Origin of the sequence: Flavobacterium adhaerens (assembly GCF_040045115.1) — a bacterium.
In the GTDB taxonomy this organism is placed as follows: Bacteria; Bacteroidota; Bacteroidia; order Flavobacteriales; family Flavobacteriaceae; genus Flavobacterium; species Flavobacterium adhaerens.
This window is the reverse complement of record NZ_JBDLZX010000016.1, coordinates 43,244-59,974: the sequence shown is the minus strand read 5'-3', so window position 1 is coordinate 59,974 and position 16,731 is coordinate 43,244. Positions and strand designations below refer to the sequence as shown.

At 32.4% G+C, this 16,731-nt stretch carries 14 protein-coding genes; all 14 read right to left on the bottom strand.

Features of this window, described 5'->3' with window-relative positions; genetic code table 11:
- Positions 1 to 514: 514 nt before the first annotated feature.
- Positions 515 to 991, bottom strand: a complete 477-nt coding sequence (locus ABEB18_RS16490; protein WP_348800437.1) for a DUF4405 domain-containing protein — start codon at positions 989 to 991, stop codon at positions 515 to 517.
- Between the two features lie 25 nt (positions 992 to 1,016).
- Complete coding sequence (locus ABEB18_RS16485) at positions 1,017 to 1,607, bottom strand: NAD(P)H-dependent oxidoreductase (RefSeq protein ID WP_348800436.1); 591 nt, start codon at positions 1,605 to 1,607, stop codon at positions 1,017 to 1,019.
- A gap of 415 nt (positions 1,608 to 2,022) precedes the next feature.
- Positions 2,023 to 2,565 (bottom strand): Crp/Fnr family transcriptional regulator, encoded by a 543-nt coding sequence (locus ABEB18_RS16480; protein ID WP_348800435.1) that lies wholly within the window; start codon positions 2,563 to 2,565, stop codon positions 2,023 to 2,025.
- A gap of 62 nt (positions 2,566 to 2,627) precedes the next feature.
- Positions 2,628 to 4,358, bottom strand: coding sequence for a hypothetical protein (locus tag ABEB18_RS17505; RefSeq protein WP_438861456.1), 1,731 nt, complete (start codon positions 4,356 to 4,358; stop codon positions 2,628 to 2,630).
- Positions 4,359 to 4,370: 12 nt separating this feature from the next.
- The gene (locus tag ABEB18_RS16470; RefSeq protein ID WP_348800434.1) at positions 4,371 to 5,381 is read right to left on the bottom strand and encodes a hypothetical protein; all 1,011 of its coding nucleotides are present in this window, start codon (positions 5,379 to 5,381) and stop codon (positions 4,371 to 4,373) included.
- On the bottom strand, positions 5,378 to 7,519 hold the full coding sequence (locus tag ABEB18_RS16465) for an AAA family ATPase (RefSeq protein WP_348800433.1): 2,142 nt from the start codon (positions 7,517 to 7,519) through the stop codon (positions 5,378 to 5,380). Before ABEB18_RS16465 ends, ABEB18_RS16470 begins: the two co-directional genes overlap by 4 nt.
- Positions 7,520 to 7,595: 76 nt before the next feature.
- Entirely contained in the window at positions 7,596 to 8,192 is a 597-nt protein-coding gene (locus tag ABEB18_RS16460; protein WP_348800432.1) for an ImmA/IrrE family metallo-endopeptidase, read from the bottom strand.
- Positions 8,176 to 9,591 (bottom strand): restriction endonuclease subunit S, encoded by a 1,416-nt coding sequence (locus tag ABEB18_RS16455; RefSeq protein WP_348800431.1) that lies wholly within the window; start codon positions 9,589 to 9,591, stop codon positions 8,176 to 8,178. Before ABEB18_RS16455 ends, ABEB18_RS16460 begins: the two co-directional genes overlap by 17 nt.
- Complete coding sequence (locus ABEB18_RS16450) at positions 9,584 to 11,179, bottom strand: HsdM family class I SAM-dependent methyltransferase (protein WP_348800430.1); 1,596 nt, start codon at positions 11,177 to 11,179, stop codon at positions 9,584 to 9,586. The genes ABEB18_RS16455 and ABEB18_RS16450 overlap by 8 nt, the downstream gene beginning before the upstream one ends.
- A 26-nt stretch (positions 11,180 to 11,205) precedes the next feature.
- Positions 11,206 to 14,280 carry a type I restriction endonuclease subunit R gene (locus ABEB18_RS16445; protein ID WP_348800429.1) on the bottom strand — a complete coding sequence of 1,025 codons (3,075 nt, stop codon included), beginning with the start codon at positions 14,278 to 14,280 and terminating at the stop codon, positions 11,206 to 11,208.
- Positions 14,281 to 14,561: 281 nt separating this feature from the next.
- Positions 14,562 to 14,720 (bottom strand): DUF6088 family protein, encoded by a 159-nt coding sequence (locus ABEB18_RS17480; protein WP_369077092.1) that lies wholly within the window; start codon positions 14,718 to 14,720, stop codon positions 14,562 to 14,564.
- Between the two features lie 103 nt (positions 14,721 to 14,823).
- Entirely contained in the window at positions 14,824 to 15,495 is a 672-nt protein-coding gene (locus ABEB18_RS16440) for an AAA family ATPase (RefSeq protein ID WP_348800428.1), read from the bottom strand.
- A complete protein-coding gene (locus ABEB18_RS16435) occupies positions 15,422 to 16,357 on the bottom strand; it encodes a transcriptional regulator (protein WP_348800427.1) in 936 nt (311 codons plus the stop codon). Before ABEB18_RS16435 ends, ABEB18_RS16440 begins: the two co-directional genes overlap by 74 nt.
- A complete protein-coding gene (locus tag ABEB18_RS16430) occupies positions 16,354 to 16,707 on the bottom strand; it encodes a helix-turn-helix domain-containing protein (protein WP_348800426.1) in 354 nt (117 codons plus the stop codon). The genes ABEB18_RS16435 and ABEB18_RS16430 overlap by 4 nt, the downstream gene beginning before the upstream one ends.
- Positions 16,708 to 16,731: the final 24 nt, after the last annotated feature.

The following is a 16,731-nucleotide window of genomic DNA, read 5'->3' as shown; positions in this document are numbered from 1 at the left end:
TGTTAAAAATTTATCAAAAATAACAATTTTAAATTAAGTAAAGATTTAATTTTCATATTGTTTGATGATAGACACAAACCTCTCTAATCTTACTTTAAATTTTATTAATAATCTTACAACAAAAAAACAAAATGCTTTACTATTCTTAAAAGAATATTATTACTATCCAGTAAAACTTTTTAAAAACCTAGCTAAGTATTGAATTCGTTGATCTCACAAAGTTTCCAGTACAGTAATAGAGCTTGGTTTTGGATTTTTCTCAAAGTCAGAGAGTCGGAAAGAAAATCTAAAAAATTGCGTCTTGATACCTTTATGAGAATATAATTTTGTAATATCAGTATAAATAGAAACTTTACCAAAAAATACTTTTTAAAGTGTTTTACCTGTCAACAATAAAAGAATATAAAAAAACCACTCTATATTTTAGTACAGAATGGTTCGCTCTTGAATGGTTCCTTCTAAGGATATTTAGTCTTGTCTTTGAGATACTTTGTAATAAAAACTTTTAAAAAAATTAATCTATTAATAACTCAATAACTTCTTGAGGATCAGCATCATTATAAATACAAATATCTTCAAGTGTCTTTATATCACTTGTTTTATATCCTTTTTCTTCCAACTTTTGGATAGCCAACGCATAATCAATATTCAAAACTTTGCAGGAATCTTTCAGTGGAGCTTCAAATATTTTGTCAACAATAATAATATCTATAGGAACTTGTCTGCGTTCTAAATAAACAAATAATAAAGTTAAAATTACAACAACAATAGTTGATGGTACAAATACTTGTCGCTTAAAATGAATTTTTAGCCCATTCCAATTAAGCATAATATGCAAAACTGCTGCAATTACAAAGGCAACCCCAATTAATTCATGAGCAACTTCGGTATATCCATCAAAAAGATGAAATAGCATTAAAATACCTGTAATAGCTAGCACAGCAAATAATAATGAGATAAATGGAGTTATATATTTTCGATCAGGTTTCATTTTTTTAAATTTTATAATTAAAAATCTACTTAAAATCAGCAAATCGTTTTCTTAAATCATCCAACCATTTGACTCTCGTTTTTTGAGGAACTGATTTTACCGAATTATGACTAATCCAGTTTAAGTTTTTATACCCCATCGTTTTGAAAACACTTCTAAGCATAGCTTTTTGTATAAGATTACCTCCAAGTAGTGAATACATTAGCTTTGGCTTATTCATAGTAGTTATCAGTGTCACCCCTTTTAAATTTTGTAACAATGGCATCAGTCCAAATCCTCTCGGATGATGTTTGTAAACAATACCTGGTGATAGCACCCTATCAATAAATCCTTTCGTCATGGCTGGCATCAAATCCCACCAAATTGGAAATATAAAAATCAAATGTTCTGCCTTTTTTATGCGATTATTATAATCAATAACTTGAGGATCAATTGGAGCATGATCCACAAAGGCTTTAAGATCATCTTTAGACATCACTGGATTAAAATTATCATTGTCTAGATGAATTAGATCTACTTCGTGATTTCCTTCATGAAGTCCAGCTGTAACTACCCCTAAAATAGCATTACAATAACTTTTCTCATAAGGATGATTGAATACAATAGCTACTCTCATTTTTTAGATTGTTAAATGTTTACAATGCAAAGATGTTAGCTTATATGAACTCGAGACGATAACAATTGTTAAGAATTGAAAACCGAAAAGCAAGAACTAAAATCATTCAAAATTGAACTATTCTAACTCAATGCAATCAAAATGATAATAATTAAGAAGACAGATTATTTTTTGGCATACATTTTTTTTACTTTCAATTCGTAGAATTTTATCACAATCTTCAAGGTCAAAATTCCATTTTATGTCTTTGAAATTTAGATCAAGATGTGGCTTTAATATTTTAATTTGAGTCTTGTTTTTAACAGATGTTTTAAAAATGTGTACCATAATTGTTTTTCTAGCTTTTAGTGTTAATTTGCCTACAAATTGACAAATCATAAGCTAGACTGGCGATAACAATTGTTAAAAAAAGCTTTTAGCGTCGGTTGCGAATTCTACTTAGTGAAACAGAAGTGATTCCTAAATAAGAAGCTATGTAGTGTTGTGGAATGCGTTGTATGATTTCTGGATGCTGTTTCAATAATGCATCATAGCGTTGCTGTGGGGTGTTTTTTAAATACGAAAAAAACAATTGCTGACTTTGTAAAAGGCGTTGAAATAAATGTTCAGTCATAATATCTTTTATCCCAGACAAATTCATGATAGCTTCTTGAAAATCTTTTTGTGTAACAGTCTGTAAAACGCAAGGTTCTAAAGTTTCAATACTATACAAACTTGGTTTATTGGTCATAAAACTTTCAATAGACGAAACACTATCCCCTTCAAAAAAGAATTGCGTGGTGATATCTTTTCCATTATTATTCACCCAAGTTCTCAAACATCCTTTTTCGATAAAGAACATCGTTTTGGATATTTTTCCTTCTTCTAATAAAATTGTTTTAGTGGGTACTTCTTTCGTAATGAAAAGATGTTTGAATATTTCCCATTTTTCTGTAAATTCTTTTGTATTTACGGACATAAATATATTTTTTTACTAAAAAATAATGAATCAAACAAATTTACATAATTAAACACAAAATATTAGTACAAAATTTTAAACAAAAAACCCCGAAAATCATAAGATTTACAGTCATTAACAGAATACATTGATTCTACTGCTTCACCGCGATATTCGAGGGCGTAAATTAATTCGCCTAAAACAGAAGATAAATTGGCACGATTGATTTCGTCAATGATAAGAACATAGTTTTTAGGAGGTTCTGAATAGGATTCACCTTGATACTTATAATTATCGAAGAATCTGCTTAATAAGGCATTATAATAAGTATAGCGATAATGGGCGTGTATAAATTTTTCTCTATCTAGTTGTCTATTGGATAATTCTAAATCCCCCAATATTATTGCTTTAACCAATTTCTTGAATTCTGTAAATTTTAAATACCCTGGCGTTTGCCAAGTTTTGGCATATTTAAAATAAGTGTCAGTCACTTCAAAAATTGTAATATCACCTGATAATAAAGTTTCTTCTTCAGGTAATTTGGCTTCGATATCATTTTTAAATTCTTCAAATTTAGAATCAATCCATGTATCTATATTAGTTGCTGAAGAAACATTATTACTCACTTTGTAATTTCTTAGTGCATCTTCTGCAAATAACCCCAATGTTTTATTCACATTTTTGTACTCAATTCTATCTCCTTTGGAATCTGCTACAATACCACGAACAAAATCTTCGTAGGTATAACTTGGGTGAAACTGAATTAATTTACATTGATCATCCATAATTGAAGTATGAAATGTATCAACAATATTCCAAACTAATGATCGTTTGGCGTATTGTGGATATTCTACGAAATTAGATCCTAAATAGTCTTTTTTAATATAACAATCATACAACTCCTTAACAGGAAAACTATATTTGGGTACTGATCTAGTACCTTCAAAATAAATCATTTCATCTTTAACTGATTCAATAACAATTGAGTTATAATTAATTCTTGATTTGAAGTTTTTTAATGTTAAGACTATATTTTTAAAATACAAAATATCAATATCTTTATTAGGGAAAACAAAGGATTCAGCTATTTCTTTAGCTAATTTGGTTTTACCAGTACCTGGAGGACCTTGTAAGATGATTTGTTTTTTGTATTCTAAAAGTGCTTTTATATTTTCAGTTTGATCTATTTCACTCATTTCATTTGAATTTATTGAAGATTCTTTTTTTATCAAAAGTTCATAAGTTTGCCAAGGGTAGGTAACTATTTTATAAGCATCTTTTTGTCCCAATTGGTTTTTAAAATATTCTAAAACAGTATTACTATCTTTAAACCAGTTCCAAGATATTTGTAAGCTTGCCTTAGGTTCAACATCATTTATTTTCCGCATTAAATTCCACAATGCACCTTCATTAACCACTGTGCATAATAAATTAGGCTGTAGACTTGCAATTAATCTATTTGTTGCAGCTTTTCTGTTTTGTTTGGTGTAATTACTAATCCATTTTTTTATTTGACCGTAGGTATCCAAATCTAATTGGTCTTGTTGAACAGCAATTTTTTTTAATAATGGCGCTAAATCTGACCAGTTCAGTTTGATTGCTTCCTTTTCAACTTTGGTGTAATATCCTTGTTTTAATGAAGATACACATTGATCATTAGACCTTTCAAAAAACTCAAAAAACAGTTCTTTATCCCAATCCTGCCAATTGTTTTTATTTTTTGCTTCTTCGATAAATTGTGGTATAAATTTATTGTAGGCATTTGCCCATGAATCCCAAATGTTAATTTCTTTGATTATAGTATCAATACTCATTTTTCTACCTTTTTATATTAACCCCAATTGCTTCGCTAAATCTTGAGAATATTTCGCCATTGGGCGTTTATGTGTTTCTGCTTCACTAGCATAATTTCCAATAATAAGACGATTTAATATTGCATCATCTGGAAATAATTCTTTAAAATTGTCTACTAAACTTTTTTTGTATGCTCTAGAATATACTTTTGCTTTATGGAGAAGTTCCTCTGCAACATCTTTTTGGGTTTCATATATTCCTTGTATTGCAAACATTTTGTTATACTCATTCAAATAAGTAAAATTTCCATCAACACTCTCAAAATGAACTTTTAATTTGGAATGGTTAGGTACTGTGTCTAACCAATATTCGAGTATCGACTGATCATCTAACCAAAATTTAAAAACATCTACATCATTAACTTCAGTGGTATAAAGTTCAAAATTTATAGGTTTATCAGATTTTGCCCTGTTACAATTACCACATACTGGATAAAGATTATAAAATGATGTACACAAAAAAGGATATTTAGATTTGGAATGATAATGATCCAATTCAAATTTAGCCATTGTTTTAGGCTTTCTCTTTTTGTGTTTTTTATCGTAATAAGAAAAACTTGTTACAACAGCTAATTGTGAGTTACAATACACACATGATTTAATACCCGTAGCCTCTACAAAATGCTTGAATTCTGAATTTCGTAATTCATCATAGCGCATTGCTTTAACAATCCTTTCATGGAATTTCAACTTATCTTTTGGCTTTATTTTCTTCTCTAAAATTCCTCCGTTATTTAGCTTATCGAATTCAGTTATTAACTCTTTCATTTTAGAAGGAGAAGCTTTCAAAATTTTCGGATAATCATCTATAATTTTCTGAATATAAGCTCTTTCAACTTTGTATTTTATTATCCCTAAACTATCTCTAAGTGTTTCTAAATTAGAAATTGGATTTTTAAAATTGCCTTTCTTAGATGTAAATAACCCATTTGCAAATTCTTCAGCTTTTTGTTCTAAACTTGCATCTATTAAAATTCTTCTCATTCAAATTTTTTAAGTTGTAGTTGCAATTCTTCAATTCTCTTTTCTAAAGCTTCTTTTTCAATGATAGAAAATTTACGATCAAATAATGATTGAAGTCTTTCCTTAATAACAGGTTCTCCAACTAATTGAATTAATTTAGAAGCAGTGCTTTCATTCCAGACTTCATTAGGCTTACATTTTTTTTCATCTTCAGGTAATTCTTCTTTGAAAGTAAGATACATAACCAAATCCTGAATTTTGCCCTTTGCAAACTCTCCAATCAATCCATCTTCAACAAAAAAAGAATCTGCTAGCAATTCGTGAATATTAGCCCCAAAAGTTTTTTGAGGTCTGTCCCAATCATCCTTTTTCAAAACTTTAGAAAAACCACCTTCTTTTTTTAAGTAAACTACTGAATTATTGGGTACATCTGAAAGTGTTAGTGGATCGTGGGTTGTAAAAATTATTTGGATGATTGGATTTTTTCTAACTTTTACGTAATCAGTACCATTATACACATGTGGTGTCATTTTAGAAAAAAGTATCGGCAAAGTAGCTGAAATCGCTTCAATAAACTTTTTTTTCCAAAGTGGATGAAATCCTAAATCAGGCTCGTCTAATAACAATAAGAAATATTCATAATTTAAATGTTTACTTTCTTTATTGACATCAATATAATTATAAAGCGAAGAATAGAAATCTAAAATGGCTTTTTCACCCGTAGAAAGCTTTTTATAAGGACTAAATTCTAATAAAGATTTTGTAACTGGTGATTTTGGAAAAGATTTTAAAACATATTTATAAGCATACATTAATTCATCAAAAAGCATCTTAGTTTCATTGTCCTTTATGTTATAAATTAGACTTTCACCATCAAAAACAATATTTTCATTTTTGCAAAATTCCTCTAGTTTACTATAAAATATATAAATTTCACCTAATCCATGAGTATCAGAAATCATGCGCTCCTTTATTGGATTTAAATCAACTCCAGATATCTTTGAAAACTTATCTTCCTCAATAATCTTAACAATTGGATCAATATTAGACACGTCTATCTCTACATTATTTTTGATTCTTTCGGTAATAATTTTCTCCTCATTTACTAAATACAATTCTAAAAAAGCATTTAGCCTTTCTTTAAAAGATCCTGCGTTAATAATTTTATCAAAACTCAAGCCTCCCCCGAGACCATGTTGAGGAAAAACAGCACCTACCAGTAAATAACTTAAAATTGTTACTTCAATATTTTTTAAGAAACTTGTCGCGTTGTGTATATTATCATAACCTGAATCGTCTAAAAATTTATATTCATCAATATTCCATAGTTTGGTAAACATTTCAGTAAAACTTTCACTGTTTAAAAATTTCACATTGTTTTCCAACATCTTTATCAATTCCTCGCGACTATAACTTTTATTACCATAGTTTGAGTCTTCTAATCTGGATAATTCCCCTTCAATTTCATTTTTTAACGCATCACCTCGATGAGGAGTTCCAAAGTTCGATTCAATATAAGTAGCTCTGAAAAAAGATTTACGATGTTTTTTTACTTTTACATATATTAAATCATAGTCTGGGAAATCATGATAAACTTCTTTAATAGAGTCTACTACCTTGTCGTGGAGAAAAGAAACATTTCTTGAAACCGAATCTAAAAAATAGGTTTCAAAATCTTCCTTAAAATAATTTATCAATGCTATTGGAGACCATGCATCTGCTATATCATGATCTAAGTTAGGGGAATAATATAATGGTTCAAATATCCTTTTATCGATAATAGTAATCTCAATATCTTCTGAAAAAGAAAGGGGCTTTAGCGTATCATTAAAAACCTGTATTTTTTCTTCAGTTTCATTCTCAAAAATTTGTACTAACTTTTTACTAGATGGATCAATTGAATGGTTTAAAGCCCTTAACAAGGTTGACTTTCCGGCTCCATTCTGGCCTACGATAGTACTTATTAGTGAAATATCTTTATTATGAAAATTAGGAATAAAAGAATCATTTTTTACTTTAGTTTCAATTCTAATTTCCTCAGAAGTTTCATTAAAAGTAAAAAAATATTCACCCCCTAAATTTAAGGTTTGTCCTCTATGTCCTTCTCCAAAAATGTGAGGCAAGGAATTTTCTGGAATATAAACTGCTACTAATCTCATTTTTTAAACTTTCATATAATACAGAATTCCTTTAGGATATTCAATATTTTTTTATTGTTTTAATAAACTCTTCATTTTATTTTGTAAACTCGAACCTTGCTAACTTCAATTGCTGTAAACGATATCGCAAAGCAGCTTCTGAAACTCCGTATCGTTTGGTCAGTTCATCTCTGATTAATAGCCAAACTCCAAAAGTGTAATCATTTTTGACCAACAAAAAATCTTTGATTTTCTTTCTACTACGATTTTCTAAAATGATTAAAAAAGCAGGTTTTATTTTTTCTTCCGGCATCAGTAAACAGCTTGCAAAATAATTAGCTTCTCGTTCTATAGGATTTTGTTGGTGTCCTTCTTCAACGATATCATTGCTGTTACAAAAAACTGAATTTTGATGTAACTGATGATTTAAAAAATAATGTCCCATTTCGTGAGCGATTGTAAAATTCTTTCTACCAAGATTATCAATGTTTTTATTAATGATAATATAAACTTGGTTATTATTTCCTTTTGTGAGGGCACCAACAAAATCAGGAGAAATAGATGGGGTTTCTTTAAACTTGATTCCTTCTCCTAACATGATTTCGTTGAAAACTTTATAAACACCACCTCGTTTGACATATTTTATCAAAACATCATTGGTAATATGTTCAATTTCTTTATTGGTCTTCATCATCCATTGCATCGAAAATTTCTCTCAACACTACTTCGTCTATATCTCCACGTGCTGCAAGCTTTTGGTTGGATAACCATAATTCAAACCGATTTTCTTTAGCATCTTCTTTTGTTTTATGATAAGCTAATTCTGGCTCAGCAACCATCCCCAATTGCTCCTCAGCCACCGTAACCTGACCATTCATCAACATAGGCAACAGCCAATCTCGTAATTTAGCAAGTTCTTGGTTTTCTTTTAAATTAAGTTCTCTTTTTCTACGGAGATTAAATGCTATTTTCTCAAATTCTATTTCAATTTCTTTAGACGGTATAATAAAGTTTAATTTTTTTATACCCTTAACATTAAAACTCTTAAAGAAAGCCCCTTGGTCGGTGTTAGACTTGATTTGCTTTTGAATATCATACCCTCTAAAAGACAAAAAGAAATAAGTCGGATTTATGTTTAGTGGTCTGATTGCAGTTATATTTCTGCCAATACCCGCCTTAATTTCTTGAGATGCTTGAGCAGTTGCAGCCACTCTTCCAGCGTTAGTAATGAGAATATCATGTTCATTTATTTCAATTCTACTCGTCCAATTTTTATAATCATTATCACTTACAAAGTATTTATAACTAATATCAACCAATCCATTATCTAAAATATTTTCTAATTGCAACAAGTATTTATTTCTATCATTCGCAGAATAGTCAGGTTTTTTTGAGTGAAGACAATCTACAATTTTTGCAATTTTCGCTATATTCTTCACCTCCCACCCCTCAGGAATTTCTCTCTTCAAAGTTTCATTATAAACCATTTTACCACCTGAATATTTGTAAGGCTTACTTTCTGTATTAGGAAAATCAAACTGTACAAACCAATAATCATAGAGCGTTTTGGCCATAGCCTCTAGCTCAGCATTGATTTTATTATTCAACTCGATTTTATCATCTAAGACAGATAAAACATCAGCTATTCTTATTTGAGAAGTATAATCCCTCCAAACAATCTCCAGATTTTCAAATTTCTCTCTGGATATATATGGAATTGTTGTTTGTGATGCTATTTTTTTTAATGAATCCCCATAAAGAAGAAGTTGATAATACAAATAATCAAGGTTAATTTTATCTGAAGGTATTAAGCCAATAAATGTTTGGTTTGTACAAAGATCAACCGTATTAATTGCTACAACTCCTATCGTTGCACTGCATGAATAAATAATACTATTTTTCGGCAGTACTTTTAGATTCATTTCATTGATTGTTGATTCACTTACGTATTTGTTACTTTGTGTTCCATTTATATACTTGCCTTCAATATCTTCAATTCGACACCACGGTATTTTCCCATCAAATAATTTGGGTTTATCTCGCATTGGAACTATAAACTTTATCCCCAAAACCTTTAAAGTAACCTTAGTCATAGCTCAACCCTTTAATTTGTTCCTGAATTTTCTGGTCTAAGGCGTTTCCTTCGGCAAAAAGACTTTGCAGGCGGCTTTCAAATTCATCCATTTTTTTGGAGAATTCCTCAGCAGTAATATCTACATATTCAATTTTTACCTCAAAATACTGTCCGGCAGAGAAGCTGTAATTTTTGGCAGCTATCTCTTCTTTGGTCACTACTACCGAAAGGTCTTCTACGGCTTGTTTAGCATTAAAGGTTTCGATGATGCGGTTTTCTTCGGCAGGGGTTAATACCGTGCGTTGGTTTTTGCCTTCTTTTACGGTTTCACCCAGTTTAGAGGCATCCATCAAAATAATGTGTTCGCTATCGGCTTTTTTATCCAAAAACAAAACCGAAACGTTGGTACCCGTACTGGCAAAAATGTTGGATGGCATACTCACCACACCACGCAGCCAACCATTGGTTATCAATCGTTCCCGAATTTTCTTTTCAATACCACTTTGAGCTGTAATAAAACCCGTAGGCAATACAATAGCCGCTTTTCCAGTTTCGCTCAACGAATGCATAATGTGCTGAATGAACAACAAATAAATCGCCATCGATTCTTTCTTGCTTTTCGGAATATTCGGGATTCCGGCAAAGAAGCGTTGTTTGAAAGCATCCTTTTCTAAATCGGCATGAAAATCGGAGAAATCCAACTTAAACGGTGGATTTGAAACAATATAGTCGAAGTCTTTATCTAAATAGGTCGGTTGTGCAATGGTATTGGTTTTAATGATATTCGGGATGGAATGCGTGAGGTTGTTTAATACTAAATTCAAACGCAGCATATTACTCGATTTTTGCGAAATGTCTTCGGAATAAATGGTACAGTTTTCTTCCCCAATTTCGTGGGCGATACTCATCAATAATGTTCCTGATCCCGCACTCGGATCGTACACTTTTACGCCTTTTACCGGTTCAGGCACCATAATCTGAGCCATGATACGGGCAACGGCGTGTGGGGTATAATATTCGGCATATTTTCCACCAGAATCAGTATTGTAATCTTTAATCAGGTATTCGAAAATGGTCGCAAAGAAATCGTATTTCTGCTCGAACATTTCTTCAAAGCTAAATTCAAATAACTTATTGATTAAGGCTTTGGCAAAAGCGTCCCGTTGCGAACTATCGGAGATAAACTGTGTGAGTTCATCAAACAAGGTGTCTTTGGCTCCCGAGAACGATTTTACCGAGAACACTTCAGCATTTTCTAAGGAAATCTGGCGCAGGGTATCATCAAACAATTTTCCGAAATCGGCATCGTTTTGTTTTATGAACAAATGTGAAATCAGGTGTTCCGGTTGCAAACGTGGAATATTAGGATCTAATGAATCTACTAAATCAGAATAATCGCTTTCGTTTAAATTTTTTAAGGCTGTAGAGAAATTTTCAGTTTCATTTAAAGCTGGCATTTCCTGTTTTACCGCATATCGGAATTTATCGTTAAGGAACTTATATAAAAATACCTGTGTTATAATTTTGAATTCGTTTCCGTCATTTCCTAAACCATAATTGGCACACACACTTTTCAGGTTGTCGATAAGTGCCTTGGTTTTAGTCATGAAGTTAATGTCTTGGGTCATGTGTATTATCTGTATTGATATTGTTGTAAATATTCATTTGCAATTAAATTGGAAACACTGTTTTTCATTTCTTGATCCATTTCAATCTTTTCATTTTTCTTAAATTCCTGTACTACCAATTGTAGTAAATAACGTTTAAAGTAGGCTTCGTTTTTTAATACATCTTCCTGTCCTTCCAGTTTGTTGTCAACTTGCTGTTTTACCTGCATTAAGGCTTTGTGCAGTTGCATCTCTTTGGCATTGAGTATACCTTTTTCGCTCAATCTTTTGTGAATGCGGGTGTATTTTTCGTCGTTTTCGTATTTGGCTTTCAGTAAAGCATTTTTTCGGTTGAGTTCTTTGGCTTGGTCGTATATCTTTTGCAGTAAATGCATGTTCTCGATCATATCCGCCTGTGAAACTTCACTTAAATTTTTCTTTTTGAAAATGCGTTCCAATTCTTCGCGCAAACTTACGAATTGTGGGTCAGATTGGTCGAAATTATGTTGGAGTGATTCTCTTGTTTTGCGCAAAATGTTTTTGAATTCATCGGCTAGGACCAATTCGCTTTCATCTACTTTTATGAATTGAAAAACAATATCTTCTAAGGCTGTATTGAGTAAATTGGCAGAAGCTTCTTCATTACCAATACTTTCCACAAAATTGAGATTATCCAAACGGTTTTGTGCTTCCGAAAGCAAACGATTCCAAATATCAAAATCAGCGACACCATCCAAGGCGTCATAACCATTGAGGGCAATGATGTTTTTGAGCTCTTTGGCGGTACGCAAGGCTTTTATCAACCGCATCAACTCCTTTTTATCGGTTAGTTGTGCAATCTGTTGGGAGAATAGCTCTCGATTCTGGGTATCATAATGAAACAAGGTTTCTTTGATCTCCTGAATTTCCTGTTGAATTTCTTCTTCCGATTTAAACAGGTGGGAATACATTTGCATTTCATCCCCCAACTGTTCCTGCAACTCATCAAAATAGAGTTTGTTTGTTCGGTCGAATGCTTTAGATATATCAGCAAAATCTACTACATAACCGTATTGGTATTTTTTATATGGACGGTTTACACGGGTTAAAGTTTGCAATAAATTATGATCCTGAATGACACGAGCCAAGTATAATTTCTTTAATCTTTTCGCATCAAAACCAGTAAGTAACATATTGTAAACAAATAGAATATCTACTTTTGCTTTCTTGTATGCTTTAATTAACTCTTTACGGGTGGCTTTGTCATTTTCGTCGTGCAAAATTAAAGCGGCGGTTAAAGAAGGAGCTTCATGTAAACCGTATTTTGGTTTTGGTTCTGCAGCCATTAAAATGCTGGCATCTGTTTCCTGCATGCCATATTTTTCCTGAAATAAACGGAATAATTCTTTGGCCTGATCAGCAGAATCACAAACTACCATTCCTCCTAAAGAACTATCTTGCTGGTCTCTACGGAATTTTATCAAATCTTTTGTGATATAATCTAATAATGGAGCTGCAAACCTTGAGTGTGCATAAATTTGTCGTGTTGTAATATCGCCTTGCAATACTTTGATTTGATCCATCACATCCTTCATTTCCATTTTGAAGTTTCCTTCAATCTGCTCACGAATCAATCGCAAGGTATAGCCATCGGCAATGGACATGTTATAGTAGTACTTATGAATGTAGTTACCGAACAACAATTTTGAATCATACTCTTTAGCTACTTCCTTCAACAAAGGCGTTCCGGTCAAAGCAATCATTACCGCCGAACGATCAGAATTGAACAAATGTCCTAAATAGCTTCCTTTGGGGTTGTAACTACGGTGCGCTTCGTCTAAAAAGTAAACTCTTTGCACATTGATATCGTACACCAAATCTTTGGCAGAAACCGCATCTTCCGAAAATTTTTGAATGTTAACCACCGTGATTTCAGGAACCCCTGAATCATTGTGTAAGGCGCCTACTACTCGTAAATCTTTGATGAAATCCTCTTTAGAATTAACCTGCTTTACTTTTAGTCCGCGATTCGCAAATTCGCTTGAAGCCTGAATCAACAAATCCAGACGATCGACAATGAAATAGAATTTCGGAATGATTTGTTTTTTGGCGTAGTAAGCCGTTAAATGCTTTACGTTGTAATAAGCCAAAGCGGTTTTACCCGAACCTTGGGTATGCCAGATGATGCCTTTGTTTTGGCCTGATTCTAGTTTAGCTTCAATGGCTTGGGTCGCAAACAACTGCGGGTAACGCATGATGTGCTTTTGATGCGTTACTTTTCCATCGTTTTCTTCTTCTACATACACAATGGCAAACTGCAATAAAAACTGTAATCGTTCTTTGCTGAACAAAGAGGTCAGAATACGGTTGGTTGGTGTGTTTTCTTGCTTATTAGTAATGTATTCCGGACTGTTTTTTATCACAATCAGGTTGTTGTCTTTTAACAGTGCGTTCTCTGATTGCTCATCAATGGTCAAAAGCCTTTGCTTTACAGGATAATCGGCATCTTCTCTGAAATAGTTGAAGTGTACCTGCTCATAAGCAGGCGTGGCGTAAAAAGCCCCGAAGATTGGTTCAACAATTCCGTCTTCGTATTCCATGTTATTAGAGAAAACCAATAACTGTGTGATATTTGCAAAACGTCGGAAATGTTTGTTCGCAAAACGCTTGTTAATACGGTTTCGCTCAGCAATGACTCCTTCTTTGTTGTGGGGTTTCTTTACTTCGATAAACGCCAACGGCATTCCATTAATTAAAATCGTAATATCGGGACGGAATTCTTCGTCACCAACTTTGCAAGTCAGCTCGGTGGTTACATGAAATTCGTTATTGGAAAAATTAGCAAAGTCAATCAGCTTTACTCCAGAAGTAGCAGTTAAACGCTCGTAAAATTTTTTACCCAAGTCTTCATAATCCAGTTCCAGATTGATTTCGTCTAAAATACGTTGGGCTTCTATTTCTGTAATTCCGTTTAAAGCGGCTATTTTCGGAATAAAAACAGAAGGGAATATGTTGTTGTCTTCAATTCTATTTTGCTGATTTAAAGAAATGTATTTATATCCCAAACGCATTAAATGCAATAGGGCTGGAATTTTTACTCGGGAATCTTCGTTGAAGGTCATTCTTGTTTTTGTTTAAATTGTAGATTCAGCTATTGCAAAGGCATCGAGCTTTCCACATAAACTCGTAAATCTACTTATTTTTGATAAAATAACCTATTCAAAACGGATAAGTGATTTTATTGAGTTACTATTAGTGTGTATTGTGACTTGTGAATTTAGATTTCATTGTCCTCATTTCTGTATTTTCTGCAATTTGTGTGTAGGCAACAATTCTACGATTATCAAGTAATGCCAACCATTATTCATCTGTATCTTTTTTTAATGCCTGACGCGTGATAATTCTAATCCATTCGGGAGATCATTTCTTTAAAAACTAATCTTTTCAATGCTTTTGTGACGGCTTTGTTCGAACCAAAAGACAATGAATATTCAGTGAAAAATAGCGAGCCCCTATTGGCTTTTTTAATTTTTAAAATCGCTTTATTATCAATGATTTGCATGGTGTTTTTTTTAAGTTTTTGTCGCAAATATGGTAGCTATTTGCGACAAAAAATACTATTTTAGTTTTGGTAATTAAGCAATTGTATTGCCCAAACTTAATTTCTATTTTCTTTTGTCTGTTGTATTTCTATCATAGGCTATTAAATTGCATAATTCTCTTAATCGGCTCCGAACTCGATTGCCGTAGTGTTTTTCTATTTCACTTGCTGATAAGTTTGTTGTAATGTGTGTTTGGATTTTTTTTGTAGTGAAAATGTCATACCGGTTTAATAAAATTTCTGCCATCACGTTGCATTCGTTTCCGTAATATTTCAGGTTGTTTTCTGTACCTAGATCATCAAAACAGATTGTTTTGGGTTCAGATTCATATAGTTTTCCTTTACTGTATTTGTGAATGATTTGGTAGCCATCCTGGATAAATTTAAAACTAATGTCTCGGCAGGGTTTTACGAAAAATTTATGTTCGGCAGGAGTGAGGTGTTTCACTAGGTTCATTAGCGATGTTTTGCCACAGCCGATTGGTCCAGAAAGTAAAATTCCTTTGTTGCTATTTATACCATATTGAAAACAGGCTGGTTCGTCTTTGACGAAATAAGCAATGAGTTTGTAAATTATGGGATAATCGCTTTCGAGTATTTTGAAATGACTACCGTATAATTCGAGACCTTTTTTTTCGAGCCAAAGGATGATTTCCTGATAATTATAATGGCTCGGAATAGTCTTTGTCTGTTCCTGTGTTGAGATGTTTTGCTCTGTTGGATTGTGGTGGTTCATTTGAAATGAATTTAGGTGCGTTTAATATCCAATTTTGTGCTGATGCCTGCCAATCGACCATCGGGGTTTTACCACCGACTAGCCAACCGTTGCTGGAAAAGTAATTAAAAAACTTAATGGCTTCAATTTCCGGAAAGTTCTGATTGAGAAAATAAGCTTTGACATTTTCGATTGTTGGTGTTAACTCTTTTTGCAGACTTTTTTCAGTTTGTTTTTTTTCGGTGTCGGCGAAAGACGGAGAAATTTGCCGATTATCATCGGCTAAAGTCTCCGTCTTTTCTTTTTTGGCGGAACTTTTTTCTTTTTTTTCGGCAGTCTCGTTTTTTAAAAAACCATCATCATTTTCAATTTTTTTTGCTTGCTCGTCCAAGTTTATACTCTTTAAATCGTTTGAAATGTTTGGTATGTTTGTATTGTTTATATAAGATACTAGCGCTTGTTCAATACCTGTCTGATTACTTGTATCACTACTAGTATAAAGCTTGTCTTGTGCTTGTTCATTGACTAGTTCAAAAACAGGTTCGTTTTTTGATATTGTTGTTTTTTCATTTTTGGGAATTGGTTTTAAGTCATCCGAAAAATTGAAAAGGTACACGTGACTTCCTTTGAATGGATTATAGGATGGCTCATAGTTGATATACCCTAGAAAATGCAAGTTTTTTAAACACTTATGATAAGTTGCTTTGGAACTGATTTTGCTTATTCGCATTACCTCATCCCGAGATATGCTAATTGGATTTTTGAACCGATTGCAATTCCAGAATTGAAATAGTGCTATATACAAACTTATGTGTGTTGGATTAAGTGTTTTATCTATTGCCACTTTTTCAAAAAATCCTGTGAGATGCTTTATGTAATTCATCTCACTAGCCATTTAGGATTGAATAAAGTAACAGTTGCATCGACTTTGTTGGATTCTAATAGTTTGTTTATATCGGAACTTGCATAGTAAATGATACTTCCTATTTTAGTGTAGGCAATGGTTCCGTTTATTCTAAGGTTTTGTAAAGTGCCTGGAGAAATTTTGAGTAGTTTTCGAACTTCTGAAGATTTGAGCCAATTTGCTTGCTTCTCTTGTTTGCCAACCATTTCTTGAATTTCAGCAAGGATCAAATTGCTAAAATTGAGTAAATCTTTTTTGGTGATGGGTTGATGATGAAGTAGCTCGTGATTGTCAACTTCAGGGAATAGTTTTTTTGGATGTATTTTCATTTTGTTTGTAGTTAAATTACAGCA